The sequence below is a fragment of the Bacillus sp. FSL P4-0290 genome (assembly GCF_037975435.1).
Taxonomy (GTDB): domain Bacteria; phylum Bacillota; class Bacilli; order Bacillales; family Bacillaceae; genus Bacillus; species Bacillus subtilis.
The window spans coordinates 1,291,156-1,304,222 of record NZ_CP150253.1; the positions used below are offsets into that span (position 1 = coordinate 1,291,156).

At 46.1% G+C, this 13,067-nt stretch carries 20 protein-coding genes; 19 read left to right on the top strand and 1 reads right to left on the bottom strand.

Features of this window, described 5'->3' with window-relative positions; all coding sequences use genetic code 11:
* Positions 1-132 precede the first annotated feature (132 nt).
* Positions 133-474 carry an HTH-type transcriptional regulator Xre gene (gene xre, locus MKY10_RS06715; protein ID WP_003232719.1) on the bottom strand — a complete coding sequence of 114 codons (342 nt, stop codon included), beginning with the start codon at positions 472-474 and terminating at the stop codon, positions 133-135.
* A 178-nt stretch (positions 475-652) separates the two neighbouring features.
* Between xre and MKY10_RS06720 the strand changes: the two genes are divergently transcribed.
* The 19 genes from MKY10_RS06720 to MKY10_RS06810 all read left to right on the top strand — a co-directional run bounded on the left by MKY10_RS06720 (position 653) and on the right by MKY10_RS06810 (position 13,053).
* The gene (locus MKY10_RS06720; RefSeq protein ID WP_015715728.1) at positions 653-832 is read left to right on the top strand and encodes a hypothetical protein; all 180 of its coding nucleotides are present in this window, start codon (positions 653-655) and stop codon (positions 830-832) included.
* Positions 819-1,655, top strand: coding sequence for a phage-like element PBSX protein XkdB (locus MKY10_RS06725; RefSeq protein ID WP_003245799.1), 837 nt, complete (start codon positions 819-821; stop codon positions 1,653-1,655). Before MKY10_RS06720 ends, MKY10_RS06725 begins: the two co-directional genes overlap by 14 nt.
* Positions 1,555-2,355: an ATP-binding protein gene (locus tag MKY10_RS06730; protein ID WP_015252287.1), complete on the top strand. Its 801-nt coding sequence runs from the start codon at positions 1,555-1,557 to the stop codon at positions 2,353-2,355. Before MKY10_RS06725 ends, MKY10_RS06730 begins: the two co-directional genes overlap by 101 nt.
* Entirely contained in the window at positions 2,355-2,522 is a 168-nt protein-coding gene (locus tag MKY10_RS06735) for a hypothetical protein (protein ID WP_003245588.1), read from the top strand. Before MKY10_RS06730 ends, MKY10_RS06735 begins: the two co-directional genes overlap by 1 nt.
* An 84-nt stretch (positions 2,523-2,606) precedes the next feature.
* Complete coding sequence (xkdD, locus tag MKY10_RS06740) at positions 2,607-2,957, top strand: phage-like element PBSX protein XkdD (protein ID WP_015252286.1); 351 nt, start codon at positions 2,607-2,609, stop codon at positions 2,955-2,957.
* Positions 2,954-3,160, top strand: a complete 207-nt coding sequence (gene xtrA / locus MKY10_RS06745) for a phage-like element PBSX protein XtrA (protein WP_015252285.1) — start codon at positions 2,954-2,956, stop codon at positions 3,158-3,160. The genes xkdD and xtrA overlap by 4 nt, the downstream gene beginning before the upstream one ends.
* 115 nt (positions 3,161-3,275) lie before the next feature.
* Positions 3,276-3,785 (top strand): sigma-70 family RNA polymerase sigma factor, encoded by a 510-nt coding sequence (locus tag MKY10_RS06750; protein WP_015715732.1) that lies wholly within the window; start codon positions 3,276-3,278, stop codon positions 3,783-3,785.
* A 116-nt stretch (positions 3,786-3,901) separates the two neighbouring features.
* Positions 3,902-4,699 carry a phage terminase small subunit gene (xtmA, locus tag MKY10_RS06755; RefSeq protein WP_015252283.1) on the top strand — a complete coding sequence of 266 codons (798 nt, stop codon included), beginning with the start codon at positions 3,902-3,904 and terminating at the stop codon, positions 4,697-4,699.
* Positions 4,696-5,997 (top strand): PBSX family phage terminase large subunit, encoded by a 1,302-nt coding sequence (locus MKY10_RS06760; protein WP_015252282.1) that lies wholly within the window; start codon positions 4,696-4,698, stop codon positions 5,995-5,997. Before xtmA ends, MKY10_RS06760 begins: the two co-directional genes overlap by 4 nt.
* Positions 5,998-6,000: 3 nt before the next feature.
* Entirely contained in the window at positions 6,001-7,488 is a 1,488-nt protein-coding gene (locus MKY10_RS06765) for a phage portal protein (protein ID WP_003232695.1), read from the top strand.
* A 19-nt stretch (positions 7,489-7,507) separates the two neighbouring features.
* Positions 7,508-8,335, top strand: a complete 828-nt coding sequence (locus tag MKY10_RS06770; RefSeq protein WP_015252281.1) for an XkdF-like putative serine protease domain-containing protein — start codon at positions 7,508-7,510, stop codon at positions 8,333-8,335.
* Positions 8,336-8,360: 25 nt separating this feature from the next.
* Positions 8,361-9,296 (top strand): phage major capsid protein, encoded by a 936-nt coding sequence (locus MKY10_RS06775; RefSeq protein WP_003232690.1) that lies wholly within the window; start codon positions 8,361-8,363, stop codon positions 9,294-9,296.
* 21 nt (positions 9,297-9,317) lie between these two features.
* Positions 9,318-9,701 carry a DUF3199 family protein gene (locus MKY10_RS06780; protein ID WP_015252280.1) on the top strand — a complete coding sequence of 128 codons (384 nt, stop codon included), beginning with the start codon at positions 9,318-9,320 and terminating at the stop codon, positions 9,699-9,701.
* Complete coding sequence (locus tag MKY10_RS06785; RefSeq protein WP_009967053.1) at positions 9,698-10,054, top strand: YqbH/XkdH family protein; 357 nt, start codon at positions 9,698-9,700, stop codon at positions 10,052-10,054. Before MKY10_RS06780 ends, MKY10_RS06785 begins: the two co-directional genes overlap by 4 nt.
* Complete coding sequence (locus tag MKY10_RS06790; protein ID WP_015252279.1) at positions 10,051-10,536, top strand: HK97 gp10 family phage protein; 486 nt, start codon at positions 10,051-10,053, stop codon at positions 10,534-10,536. The genes MKY10_RS06785 and MKY10_RS06790 overlap by 4 nt, the downstream gene beginning before the upstream one ends.
* A 12-nt stretch (positions 10,537-10,548) precedes the next feature.
* Positions 10,549-10,989 carry a hypothetical protein gene (locus tag MKY10_RS06795; RefSeq protein ID WP_015252278.1) on the top strand — a complete coding sequence of 147 codons (441 nt, stop codon included), beginning with the start codon at positions 10,549-10,551 and terminating at the stop codon, positions 10,987-10,989.
* 3 nt (positions 10,990-10,992) lie between these two features.
* The gene (locus tag MKY10_RS06800) at positions 10,993-11,211 is read left to right on the top strand and encodes a hypothetical protein (RefSeq protein ID WP_003232679.1); all 219 of its coding nucleotides are present in this window, start codon (positions 10,993-10,995) and stop codon (positions 11,209-11,211) included.
* On the top strand, positions 11,208-12,608 hold the full coding sequence (locus tag MKY10_RS06805) for a phage tail sheath family protein (protein ID WP_003245369.1): 1,401 nt from the start codon (positions 11,208-11,210) through the stop codon (positions 12,606-12,608). The genes MKY10_RS06800 and MKY10_RS06805 overlap by 4 nt, the downstream gene beginning before the upstream one ends.
* Before the next feature lies 1 nt (position 12,609).
* Complete coding sequence (locus tag MKY10_RS06810) at positions 12,610-13,053, top strand: phage tail tube protein (RefSeq protein WP_003232677.1); 444 nt, start codon at positions 12,610-12,612, stop codon at positions 13,051-13,053.
* Positions 13,054-13,067 lie beyond the last annotated feature (14 nt).

The window sequence follows — 13,067 nt, forward strand, 5'->3', positions numbered from 1 at the left end:
TTTTTAGCGAGAAAGAAAAGCCCGTATAGGACTGGGAAGTAGTGTAGAAATCTTTCCCTTTTCTTTAAAAAATAAACACTTTTTTCTTTATATCGGTCTACTTTTTATATGTTTTAGAGAACAGAGAACGATTTATTTATTTTTCGGTTTGCGGTTTTTCTCTTTTTCTTTTAAATAGTTGATAAATTCGATGGCCTGCTGTTTGCTTTCTGGGGAAAAATCCTGCATATCGCGGTATGCAAGCTGCAGGTCCGGATCTGAGAACATATCGTCATCGGATTTTTTGTCTTTCCCCGTTAATAAGTAATCAGTCGTTACTTGAAAGTAATCAGCCAGCTTTTGGAGTGTGTCGTAATCAGGTTCGCTTCGCCCATTTTCATAGTGGGAATATCGTGCCCGTGACACACCGATGTGTGATGCGATTTCTTCCTGTGTCCTTTTCCCTCTGAGACTCTTCAATCTGCCGCCTATCATACTATGACCTCTCTTTTTTAAACTCCCTAAGTTACTTATGATTATAGATACAATATGTATCAAAATAAAGTTATGATAAAAAAAGTATCAAAAATAACTTGATGATACAGAACGTATCGTTTATACTTGGTAACAGCTGATACAAAATGTATCAAAAAAAGATCAGGAGAGTGATCACATGTATCCGATCCAAATCGTTTTTAGTGAAAATCCCATAGATCAGCGCCATCTCGGACAATCCGGCGGCACCATTTCGTTTACCGCATGCGGCCTTCCGGTGTTTCACTTTGAAACGCAGGAACAGTTTCAAGCATACATGATGTTAAAAGGAGAAGCGGCGTCCAATGAAAAACGATAAAAGCTATCCTTTTCCGACGTATTCAGGGTTATTGAATTCAGAACATTATGACAAAATTGGCCCGGCGCTATGGCTGTTTCTCTGGTTTATCAGCTCAACAACAAAAGAAATCGAAAAAGACGGCGTAAGCTGGGGCATCGTACTCGGCCATAAGCCGTTAAAAGCGAGAGAAATGGCGGCAGTCTTCGGCGTAAGTGAAAAAACCGTCAGAAGATGGCTGGAGCTTCTCGAAAACCATGATTACATAAAGGCCGTCCGTGCGCCATACGGACTGATGATTTCGGTCAAGCATTCCAAAAAATTCAGCTTCAGATCGGACAATACTGTACACGGGAGTCTAAAAGAACGGCCATTTTCGCCGCAGACACCGGACACAAACGACCGTACAGATATAGATAAAACAAACAAATATACTGCTGCTGATGATGCAGTGGATCACATTGCGAAGCGGTTTACACAATTACGGTCGGCTCAAGAAGGACGCACCGTGTATCCTTCCTCAAGAGATTATCAAGCCATCGCCCGCATTGTTGCCATCGGCGTTCCTGTCACGCAAACAATCAAATGGCTTGAAGAATGCTTTCAGGCTTTTGAAAACCGGCGGACCGCCGCTTCAGAAACAATCAAGGCCTTTCGCTACTGCTCGAAATTCATTGAAGACCGATTTTTCGCGCAGCAAGCCAAAAAGAATGCCGCAATTCAGCATGAGAGGATGAAAAAACATGACAAAACGAACAATCGAACAGATTTTGGACGAGCTGAGAAGAGGGAGACGTCCATTACTGGCGGACAAACCGGCCGAATCAGACGCAAGCAGGTATGATTGCCTGCGCTGCAAGGATCAGGGAGGTTATCTCGTCAGGCAGAATGGCCTGGAAGTCTGGACGATGTGCAGCTGCATGGCAGAACGAAAAGTGAAGCGGCTGCTGGGTGCAAGTGAGATTACCCACGCTTTCAGACAGCTCGGCTTCAAGGAATTCCGCACGGAGGGAAAGCCGCAGGCTATAAAAGACGCATTTGAGTGTACAAAAGAGTATGTTGCCGATTATGAACAAATCAAGGATTGCCGAAAAAACAGCATTGCCCTTTTAGGACAGCCTGGATCAGGGAAAACACACCTTTTGACTGCCGCTGCCAACGAATTAATGAGAACATGCTATGTGCCTGTCATTTATTTTCCGTTCGTGGAAGGCTTTACTGATCTGAAAAATGATTTTGCCCTATTAGAAGCGAAGCTGAACCGGATGAAGCAGGCGGATGTGCTGTTCATTGATGATCTGTTTAAACCGGTTAACGGCAAACCCCGCGCTACAGATTGGCAATTAGAGCAAATGTATTCGGTACTCAATTATCGCTACTTAAATCATAAACCGATTTTGCTTTCGAGCGAGCTGACAATTGAAGCACTTGTACGGGTTGATGAAGCGCTCGGCACGAGAATCTATGAGATGTGCAGTGACTATCTAGTGATTATCAAAGGAGCAGCCTACGAGCTTAACCATAGATTGGAGGGCGTCAGATAATGTGCAAGCTTTGTCAAACAAAGAAAGTCATTGTGGAACATACCGGTATTGGAGTCGTTTTTCATCCATGTCCGAACTGCCGGTCCGGCACTGACTTAACGCCTGTCATTCAAAAGCTGGAGCAAATGCTGACAGCGGGAAAAGCGAGGCTGAATATCTATGATTAAACAGCTGACTGCACTAATCGCTTTGCTGTTTCGGGCAAAGCGAACAGAAAAAAACATTGAACAATGGTATAAGGACGACGGGAAGTGAAAGTGTTGGCAAAAACAAAACAGGCAGAGAAAAGCCCTGCGCCGTGGCGTGCTGTCCCGTGCGGGGATACGAAACCGATCTATATTTATTCAGCTTACAGTGAAGAAGAAAAAGAAAGATTCCCATATTCAAATGGACGGCTGATTGCAGCTGTATTTGACCTCAGCTCGTATTCGCAAAAAAGCAATGCCGCTTTGATGGCAGCAGCGCCTGAATTGCTGGAAGCGTCTAAAGCAGCACTTGATTTTCTGAAAGGGAATTCTATTCATTCAAAGGAGCGCATCATTCAGCTATTAGAAAAAGCTGAAGCAAGCGCTGCACCGAAAAGGGGAGGAAATAAAACATGATTCATCCTAAAAAACTGCTGCATATTGATTCCATCACGCTGGAGAGCCAGCTGGAGAACGGGAAAATCCGTGTCATTATTGTGGACGGCATCAAGCAAGAAGCATGGATCACAGAAGCGCCCGAGCATGGAAAAACGCTTGTCGAAACAAGAAAGGGCGATCTTGCCCGTGTGGAATTTGAAATCGGCTACAAATTAAATTAAAGCGAAAACAGAATACGTCCAAGACGGAAAGCCTGCGGACACTGATCAATTGCACAGCATTTGTGCGTTGATTGGTGTCCGTTTTTTATTTGCCAAAAATGAGGAGGATCATAGAATGCAAGACTTACTATTTGAATATAAACGCACGCTCAAACAAACAAGAATACAATATAAACCGCTCGCTGAGGCAGATGAATCCGTGCTCTCAGCTGAAGAGCTGAAGGATAAAAAAATCATCAGAAATATGATTACTGATCTTGAATATGTAACAGAATGGCTTGAAAAAGGAAGGCAGCCCGGCATCAGACGGGCGATTGACCGGCGTGATGCTTACCAGCGGCTGATGATCAAGGACCCGAGAATCATCGAATCATTTTCCAGCGCTATGATGTTTGAGCCGGACGGACAGGTATCAGAAGAAGACAGAGATAGAATTCGAGAAGCATTAGCCCTGTTAACGGACAGAGAAAAGGAAATGTTTTTGCTGCATAAGGTAGAATGTTTTTCTTATGAACGGATCGCCGATCTTCTCGGCGTAAAAAAATCGACAGTGCAAACGACGATTAAACGGGCGAGTTTAAAGATGCAAAGACAGCAGGAAGACATGAATCGATCACTTGCCTGAAAGCTTGTCATACGTTTGCCACCTATAAGTGAATAGAGCATGACACATAAGCGGCTGGTTGATCAGCCGCTTTTATGAATAAACAACCATGCTGGAGGTGGCGGTGATGCCGTAGCATGAAAACACAACAGCGCGAACAAGCATTAGCAATCTATCAACAACATCAAGGAAAGATCACAAATCGGGCGATTGCGGACACAATCGGTGTTTCCCCGAAAACAATCGGCATCTGGAAAAAACAAGACAAATGGAAAGAGGCGCTGTTTTCTGCGTCCAAAAACGAACAAAAACAGCGCCCTATAAACAACGATGAATTAAATGAACGCCAGCGGCTGTTTTGCCTGTATTACGTCAAAAGCTTCAATGCCACACAGTCAGCAATCAAAGCGGGCTATTCTCCGGACAGCGCTCATGTGACGGGCAGCCGGCTCTTAAAAAACGAAAAGGTCGCTGCTGAAATTAGACGCATTAAAAAAGAAATGGTCAATGAGATGTTTATTGAAGCGATGGATGTGCTGCAGGTTTATATCAAGATCGCGTTTGCGGATATTACGGACTATGTGACCTTCGGAAAAAAAGAGGTCCAGGCTGTCGGGAAATCGGGTCCGCTGTTTGATGAAGATGATAATCCGATTATGAAGGAAATCAGCTTTGTCGATGTCAAAGACTCCGGGCTCGTTGATGGCACCATTGTAACGGAAGCAAAGCTTGGGAAAGAAGGCATTGCCATCAAGCTTGCAGATAAAATGAAGGCGCTTGAGAAGCTATCCTTATATTTTGATTTGTTTCCAGATCAATTTAAACAAAAAATTGAAAATGAGAAGTTGAAGCTTGCCAAACAAAAAGCGGAGAAAACAGATGACAGCCAAGAGCCGATTGAAATTATGATCAAACGAAAAGAGGGCAAGTCATGATTGTAAAAGAAATCAACCCTCATTTCGAAGATTACGTGTTCAATTGGGAGCAGACGTACCAATTTCTCGTCGGCGGCTACGGCTCATCCAAAAGCTATCATACCGCATTGAAAATCGTGCTAAAGCTGCTGAAGGAAAAACGGACGGCCCTTGTGATCCGGGAGGTGTTCGATACCCATCGGGATTCGACCTTCGCCTTGTTTCAAGAGGTGATCGAAGAGCTCGGTCTCACAAAGGCTGTGGCATCTCTTTCTTCCCCGCTGCAGCTGCGATTTCACAATGGCAGCCGGATCATGTTCAAAGGAATGGACAATCCGGCAAAATTAAAATCGGTTCATAATATTTCATTAATATGGATTGAAGAGTGCTCAGAGGTGAAGTATGAGGGGTTCAAGGAATTAATCGGACGTCTTCGCCATCCTGAGCTGAAGCTTCATATGATCTGTACCACCAATCCCGTCGGCACCTCCAATTGGACGTACAGGCATTTTTTTCGGGACGAACGCAATAAACGGTTTGTGCTGGATGACAGCGAACTTTACGAAAAGCGGACAATTGTGAAGGGAGATACGTATTACCATCATTCCACCGCTAACGACAATCTTTTTCTCCCAGAAAGCTATGTGAAACAGCTTGACGGGCTCAAAGAATATGATCCCGACCTGTACCGGATTGCCCGCAAAGGACGATTCGGCGTCAACGGGATCAGGGTGCTGCCGCAGTTCGAGGTACTCCCGCATGATCAAGTAAAAAAATGTATCGCAGCCATCAGCAAGCCAATCTTTCGTACAGGTATGGATTTTGGATTCGAGGAATCCTATAATGCCGTCGTCCGGCTTGCTGTAGATCCTGAAAAAAAATACCTCTACATTTATTGGGAGTATTATCAAAATAAAATGACAGATGATAGGACGGCTGAGGAGCTGCGTGAGTTTATTGAGACACAGGAATTGATCAAAGCCGACTCGGCTGAGCCGAAAAGCATCCAATATTTCCGCCAGCAGGGCTTTCGGATGGTTGGAGCCAGTAAGTTTCCCGGCTCCAGGCTTCAATATACCAAAAAGGTAAAACGGTTCAAAAAAATCTTCTGTTCGGACCGCTGTGAAAATGTCATCTATGAGCTCAAGACACTTACGTATGCCAAAGATAAAAACGGAGCTCTGATTGAGGATGAATTCACGATTGACCCGCATACGCTTTCTGCCATTTGGTATGCGCTTGATGATTATGAGGTTGCTGATATGAAAGAGACAGCACACAAACGAATCCGGCCGAACCGAGAAAGGAGGAGGTCATAAATCATGCACAATCAAACAGTCAGAGCAACTGTATTTAAAGCCAATGCCGCGGCTCCTCAGACAAAGCAAATCTATGAAGATGACTTTTCTGAGCTGTACGGAGAGGACATTATCGCTCCGCCCTACAATATCATCGAGCTCAAAACCATTGCCGAATACTCGACTATTCTTCAGCAATGCATTGATGCGTACAGAGTGAATATTACAGGCTTTGGATTCGATGTTGAGTACACATTTGATGTCAACGCAAGTGATGTCGATCAGGCAAAAAAGAAAAGAGCGGAAAAAGACTGGGCCAGACTCGAAGCCTTTTATAAATGTCTTCACTTTGATGAATCAGCTGAAATGATTTTAGGCTATGCCATCGAAGACAGAGAAAAAACAGGCAACGGATTTATGGAAGTGCTTCGCGACGGGGCGGGAAAACCTGCCGGCATCGAATATTTAGATGTGAAATATATGCGTGTATGCGGAGCAGGCGAGCCTGTAGAGGTTTCATTTGTATATGAAGAAAACGGGAAAATGAAAAGGATCAAAAGGCAAAAACGCTTCCGAAAATATGTGCAGATGATCAATGGAAAGAAAGTATTTTTTAAAGAATACGGCGATCCGCGAAAAATGGATATGCGCACAGGTGAATATGTAAACACATTGGCAGAGAAGTATCAAGCAAATGAAGCCATTCACCTCAAAATCGGAAGCGGCGTATACGGTGTACCCCGCTGGATCGGCAATATTGTCAATTTATACGGGGCCCGAAAAGCAGAAGAGCTCAATTTTATGTATTTTAAGCAGGGGCGTCACGTCCCCGCTGCGATTACAGTGGAAAACGGGATGCTGTCTGAAGCTTCTTACCGGGAGCTGCAGGAATACATGAATGATCTTGAAGGCGTGGAAAACGCCCATAAATTTCTCCTGATCGAAGCGGAAGGAATCGCAAAAGAAAAGGATCTCCACGGAGGCGAGGATATTACGCCGGTTTCCGTGGAAATCAAATCCTTGGCGGAAATTCTCCAAAACGACGCCTTGTTTCTTGAATACGATGAAAAAAGCAGAAATAAGCTGCGTTCCGCGTTCCGTCTCCCGCCGCTGTATACAGGCGAGGCCCAGGAATACAACCGGGCGACAGCTGATACTGCTAGAAAAATTACGGAGGAGCAGGTTTTTCAGCCGGAGCGAAAAACGCTCGTGAATAAACTGAACACGCTGCTTTTGCCGGAGCTGAATATCCATGACGTCAGGCTGACATTAAAAGGACCGGACTTTCGTGATCCGCTTGAGATTGCGAAGGTGCTCGGTCCTTTTATTACAGCAGGAGCGGTCTCGCCGAATGATTTACGCGACCTTGCCGGACGGGTGCTTGGCAAAACACTTGAGGAGTGGCCTGAGGACATTTATAAACGGCCTGCAGGACAGGATGCGGAAAAGACAAACCTGACTGCGCTCATGCAGGAGTTGAAAGAAAGCATCGAAGATATCAAAACGTCCTGAAGGGAGGTGAATCAAGCAGGTGGCGCGAGAATTAAGAAATGCCAAAATCAGCTTTGTCAGTTATGTGGACAAGGCGGCTAACCAGACAGAATTTTTCTTTACGAAGTCAGCCAAACCTCCGTCATTTGAAAAAAAGGTTCGGCTGTTTACAAAAAGTGAGCAGGATGAACAAAAGCTCGTGTACGGAATCGTGTATGAGCCTGATGTTCCTGATGCACACGGCGATTTTATGACCGCCGAGGAAATTGAAAAAGCGGCGCACGGTTTTCTCGCGGAGGCACGGGAGATTGATATCAATCACAGCTTTGAGGGCGGAACCGGCGTCGTGGTCGAGTCCTATGTGGCGCCCGATGATTTTATGATCGGGTCAAAGCGGATTACAAAGGGCTCATGGGTGCTCGTGACAAGAGCGTCTGACGAGGTGTGGGAACAGATCAAGGCTGGAATCATCACCGGCTACAGCATGGCGGGCACTGCAGATGTGTATGAAGAAGAACCGGTCGAAAAAGCAGGGTTCTTTAGTGTATTCAAGCAAATGCTTGCTGACAAAACAGTGAAGGAGACTGAAGAAATGAGAAAAGAAGACATGAGAGAATCATTCGAGCATGCGCTTTACCCTCTGCTCAAACGGCTTGAGCGGATTGAAAAAAACACAGACACGGAGGAAAAGCCGGAGCAGACGGGTGATGACGAGCGTCTGAAAAAGCTCGTTGAAGACATGCTTGCCCCGCTGATCGAACGCATCGAGGCTTTGGAAAAAGCGCGGGGCGCGTCTAAGCAGACAGCGGACGATACGGGCGGCAATACAGAGCAAGTCAAAAAATCAATCTGGAGCGGACTGCTGTAAAACCAGTCAAGGAGGAGGAAATCAATTGAGAAATCAAGAGATCATTCGGAAAGCGGAAATGTCGCTTTCTGCTTTAAAAAGCGGCGGGCTTATGAACCCTGCGCAAGCATCGGCTTTTATCCGCATGGTGCAAAACACGCCGACCATTTTCAGTGAATCCCGCGTGATTCAAATGGAAAATGACTCGCAAAAATTTGAGAAAATCGGCTTCGGCCAGCGTATTCTGCGGGCTGCGCAAGAAGGAAAAGCACTGTCAAACGACGAGCTGACAGTTCCAACGACAAGCACTGTCCAGCTGAACACGAAGGAAGTCATTGCGGAAATCAACATTACGTATGACACACTTGAAAACAATATTGAAAAAGACGGCCTGCAGCAGACAATCATGCAAATTTTAGCAGAGCGCGCAGCAGTTGATATTGAAGAGCTGATCGTTAACGGTGATACAGCATCAGCTGATCCGTATCTGGCACAGCTGGACGGCATCCGTAAACAGGCGGTTTCCCATATCGTTGACATGAACGGTGAAGAATTGTCCAGAGCGACATTCAAGAAAGGCTTAAAGGCAGTTCCGCCGAAATATTTGCGCATCCCTCAGGAATTCAGATTCTATACGTCTCACGGCTTAGAAGTTGAATGGAAGGACCGCGTGGCAGACCGCCAGACAAACCTTGGGGACCAGGCTGTTCAGGGCGGCTTGTCAACAGCATTCGGCGTACCGGTCAAAGGAGTATCCAATATTCAGCCGTACACAGTCGGTGAGGGAGACGCGCAATATGACGCTTCTGATATCATTCTCACACATCCGAAAAATATCATTCTCGGCTTCTCCCGCAATATCCGAATTGAAGTCGACAAAGACATCCGCTCCCGTAAATTTATTATTGTCTTAACGGCCAAGCTGGACAGCAAGTTCGAGGAAGAGGATGCCTGCGCAAAATTAATTAACGTAAAAGAATAATAGAAACGAGGTGGTCAGCTCATGCTCATTGAACCGACTGACGTAGCCTCCTATTCGGTCTATGATCGGGTGAAAAACAGGCCGGAAGAGCTGCTGGCGCAGGATATCATCGAGGCGGAAGCAGAAGCGGCTCTCATCACGGGCCACCGCTTTGAAGACAGCTTGTATGATCCGCTGCCCGGCAAGGTGAAGTTGGCTTTAGTAAAGCTTGCCCAGTATTTTGCGCTTGTCAACAGCGATGAATCTGCCTCATCAAGCTATCAGTCTGAGAAAATGGGGGATTATTCCTACACGGTTTCCGGAGAACGCGGCATTCAGCGGCCAGAGGTATATCATTTGCTCGAGGAGTTTATCACGCCGGGCTACGCCCCTGAATCCTCCAGACTGAAGGTGAGGTCTTTATGAGCTACAGGCAGATGCTCATTCATCGCTGCGACATTTATCATGAAGCAGCGCAAGCGCCGTCTGCAGGCCGATTTGGGATTCCGGCAGACAGGCTGCAGCCGGTGATTTCATATCCGGATACACCCGATGAACAAGATGTCCCTTGTTATTTTACCGAAAAAACGCAGCAGCTGATTCAGGAGGAGCCGGATCAAACTGTATATCATAGCTTTCTCGTCCATTTTCCGTTGTCAGCGGACATCCGCGTGAACGATAAAATCATTTGGGAGAATCATAAATATATACTAAAGCTGCCGAAAAGGATCAGACATCATCATTGGGAGGTCGTCGCAGTCAGGGATGAAAGCCTATGAAAATAGCGGGATTGAAACAGCTGAACACGGCATTAAAAGAAGCGGCTTCAGGCGGTTTTTCCAGACAGGCGTCCCGGTGGCTTGAGGAGTGCGGGCAAGATTTTCTGGAGATCGTCAAATCTGAACTCATCAGCACACAAACGATTGATACAGAAAAACTGCTCAGTTCCTTTGAGAAAGGCGCAGAGGACAATCTCTGGATTGTGCAAAGCGGCGGGCTTTCGCTTGAGGTGGGGACACAGCTTGATTACGCCTCATGTCTTAATGACGGCCATTGGACGTCAAAACAAGATGTGAGATGGGTGCCGGGGCGTTTTCAAGGCTCACGGTTTATTTATGATCCAGCGGCTTCAACGGGAATGGCGCTCAAGAAAAAATGGATACCGGGCACGGGCTACTGGGATCATGCACTGCTTTTATATGAACAGCTGTTTGAAAAATCGCTGGAAAGCAAACTGCGCCAGTGGCTGAAGAAGCTGTAAAGGAGGAGCAGGATGAACAGTGAAACAGGATCGATCATGGCGTTTTTGTACAGCCGGTGGTCTGTTCCCATTTATGAACGCGAGCTTCCTGATCACTTTCAGGTGCCGTCGTTATATGTCCCATCGCCATCTGTTTTCGAAGAAACAGATACGGTCTCCACATTTAAAAAAAACTACAGTCTCAATGTAAAACTGTTTCATCTGGACTCCATTCAGGCGCTGGATGAAGCGGACAGGCTCGCGGATGCCATCAGAGAAGCGAGAAATATGATTCCGCTGCTGAGTGAATCCGGCGAGAAGACGGGGGATATGGTTCGCATCTCCCAAATCGAGACAAGGGTAGGGGACAGGGGCGAGGCGGCCATGGTGATCAGGTGGAGCAGCCGATATTATTATCACAAAACAGAACAGCCTGTCTTACAGGATATCGACATGAACAGCGGGGTGAAATAAACGGTGTCAAAGGACAAACAACAGAAGAAGGCTGTACATACAAAGAGCCGGGAAGCTCTATTTGATACAGCGGATTTGATTAAGCACGCGAAGGAACTGTTCGGCGTTAAGCCGGATATTCTTCAGGGGGCTTTATTTGGCGTGGATCAACCACGTATGACGAAATCAGAAGCCAACCAATTGATTCAAACATTTCTAACCAAGGAGGTTATGTCATCATGAATGGCGGAACATTTACAACAGGCAAAGAAAAAGAACGTGCAGGCATTTATTTTAACTTTAAAACGACGGCACAGGAGCGGGTATCACTCAGTGAACGGGGAACAGTCGCACTTCCGGTCGCATCAAGCTGGGGCGAAGCGAAAACGTTCGTCTCCATTTCCAGCGTTGAAGACCTAAACAAAAAAGTGGGCCTCAGCATTGATGACCCGTCTTTATTGCTGCTGCGTGAAGCGAAGAAAAATGCGAAAACGGTATTGATGTACCGTCTAACCGAAGGTGTCCGAGCGTCTGCTGATATTGCTGAAGGCGTCAAAGCAACTGCAGTATATGGCGGAACAAAAGGTAATGACATTATCATCCGCATCAATCAAAATGTGCTGGATGCTAATTCTTTCGATGTGACAACATATATGGACGAATCAGAGGTTGATAAACAGACTGTCAAAAAGGCTGAAGAATTAACAGCTAACGGCTATGTCACTTTTACCGGGACAGGCGATCTTTCTTCAACGATTCCTCTCACTGGATCAGAAGGAGACACTGCAGCTGAGACGCTGAATGCATCCGCGGGAATCCGTTTATCTGGCGGTACGGATAAAGCCCCTGTCAACTCCGACTATACAGATTTCTTAGCCGCGGCTGAAACGGAGAGCTTTGATGTGATTGCGCTGCCTGTTGCAGAAGGTGACCAGTTGAAGGCGACGTTTGCTGCTTTCATTAAACGCCTGCGCGACGGCCAAGGACAAAAAGTGCAAGGCGTCACAGCCAATTATGCCGGTGATTATGAAGGCATCATCAACGTAACTGAGGGTGTGCTGCTTGAAGATGGCACGGAAGTTACACCGGACAAAGCAACAGCTTGGGTAGCTGGAGCGAGTGCAGGAGCAACCTTTAACCAATCACTCACATTTGTAGAGTACGAAGGCGCAGTTGATGTGTTACACCGACTTGACCACGATACGATTGTTGAACGTCTGGGCAAAGGTGAATTTTTATTCACATTCGACGCCCGTGATAAATCCGTCAGCGTAGAAAAGGACATTAACTCACTCGTGACGTTCACAGCTGAGAAAAACAAGAAATTTGCGAAGAACAAAATCGTTCGTGTCCTGGATGCTGTGAATAATGATTTAACACGCGAGCTGAAAGCCTTAATTAAATCAAGAAAAGGCAGCGGAAGCGATATCCCGGCATCTGAAGACGGACTGCAGTATGTAAAAACGATGATCACGCAATACATGACAACACTTCAGGATGCAGGCGGCATCACTGGCTTTGATTCCGATGAAGATATCACAATTTCAATGAATGAAGATCGTGACGGCTTCTTGATTGACCTGGCTGTACAGCCTGTCGACGCAGCAGAAAAATTCTACTTTAATGTGGAGGTAAACTAATATGGCATTAAAAGCACAAAACACAATCTCAGGAAAAGAAGGCCGTTTATTCCTCGATGGCGAGGAAATGGCGCACATCAAAACATTTGAAGCAAACGTTGAGAAAAACAAATCCGAAGTCAACATTATGGGCCGCCGCATGACAGGCCATAAAACAACAGGGGCAAATGGAACAGGGACCGCAACGTTCTACAAAGTCACATCAAAATTCGTGCTATTGATGATGGACTATGTCAAAAAAGGCAGCGACCCTTATTTCACACTTCAAGCTGTGCTGGATGATCAATCCTCAGGCCGGGGCACAGAGCGAGTCACGCTGTACGACGTCAACTTTGACTCTGCCAAAATCGCAAGCCTTGATGTCGATTCAGAAGCGTTAGAGGAAGAAGTTCCATTTACATTCGAAGACTTCGACGTCCCTGAAAAGCTATCTGACACGTTTTAATAAAAGCTGAATCA

What these genes read in the sequence shown, in the direction of transcription:
- MKY10_RS06725 (WP_003245799.1), top strand. Translation starts at nt 819, where the DNA reads ATGAAAAACGATAAAAGCTATCCTTTTCCGACGTATTCAGGGTTATTG.
- xtmA (WP_015252283.1), top strand. Translation starts at nt 3,902, where the DNA reads ATGAAAACACAACAGCGCGAACAAGCATTAGCAATCTATCAACAACAT.
- MKY10_RS06760 (WP_015252282.1), top strand. Translation starts at nt 4,696, where the DNA reads ATGATTGTAAAAGAAATCAACCCTCATTTCGAAGATTACGTGTTCAAT.
- MKY10_RS06785 (WP_009967053.1), top strand. Translation starts at nt 9,698, where the DNA reads ATGAGCTACAGGCAGATGCTCATTCATCGCTGCGACATTTATCATGAA.
- MKY10_RS06720 (WP_015715728.1), top strand. Translation starts at nt 653, where the DNA reads ATGTATCCGATCCAAATCGTTTTTAGTGAAAATCCCATAGATCAGCGC.
- MKY10_RS06765 (WP_003232695.1), top strand. Translation starts at nt 6,001, where the DNA reads ATGCACAATCAAACAGTCAGAGCAACTGTATTTAAAGCCAATGCCGCG.
- MKY10_RS06730 (WP_015252287.1), top strand. Translation starts at nt 1,555, where the DNA reads ATGACAAAACGAACAATCGAACAGATTTTGGACGAGCTGAGAAGAGGG.
- MKY10_RS06810 (WP_003232677.1), top strand. Translation starts at nt 12,610, where the DNA reads ATGGCATTAAAAGCACAAAACACAATCTCAGGAAAAGAAGGCCGTTTA.
- xre (WP_003232719.1), bottom strand. Translation starts at nt 474, where the DNA reads ATGATAGGCGGCAGATTGAAGAGTCTCAGAGGGAAAAGGACACAGGAA.
- MKY10_RS06790 (WP_015252279.1), top strand. Translation starts at nt 10,051, where the DNA reads ATGAAAATAGCGGGATTGAAACAGCTGAACACGGCATTAAAAGAAGCG.
- MKY10_RS06780 (WP_015252280.1), top strand. Translation starts at nt 9,318, where the DNA reads ATGCTCATTGAACCGACTGACGTAGCCTCCTATTCGGTCTATGATCGG.
- MKY10_RS06795 (WP_015252278.1), top strand. Translation starts at nt 10,549, where the DNA reads ATGAACAGTGAAACAGGATCGATCATGGCGTTTTTGTACAGCCGGTGG.
- MKY10_RS06805 (WP_003245369.1), top strand. Translation starts at nt 11,208, where the DNA reads ATGAATGGCGGAACATTTACAACAGGCAAAGAAAAAGAACGTGCAGGC.
- xtrA (WP_015252285.1), top strand. Translation starts at nt 2,954, where the DNA reads ATGATTCATCCTAAAAAACTGCTGCATATTGATTCCATCACGCTGGAG.
- MKY10_RS06750 (WP_015715732.1), top strand. Translation starts at nt 3,276, where the DNA reads ATGCAAGACTTACTATTTGAATATAAACGCACGCTCAAACAAACAAGA.
- MKY10_RS06735 (WP_003245588.1), top strand. Translation starts at nt 2,355, where the DNA reads ATGTGCAAGCTTTGTCAAACAAAGAAAGTCATTGTGGAACATACCGGT.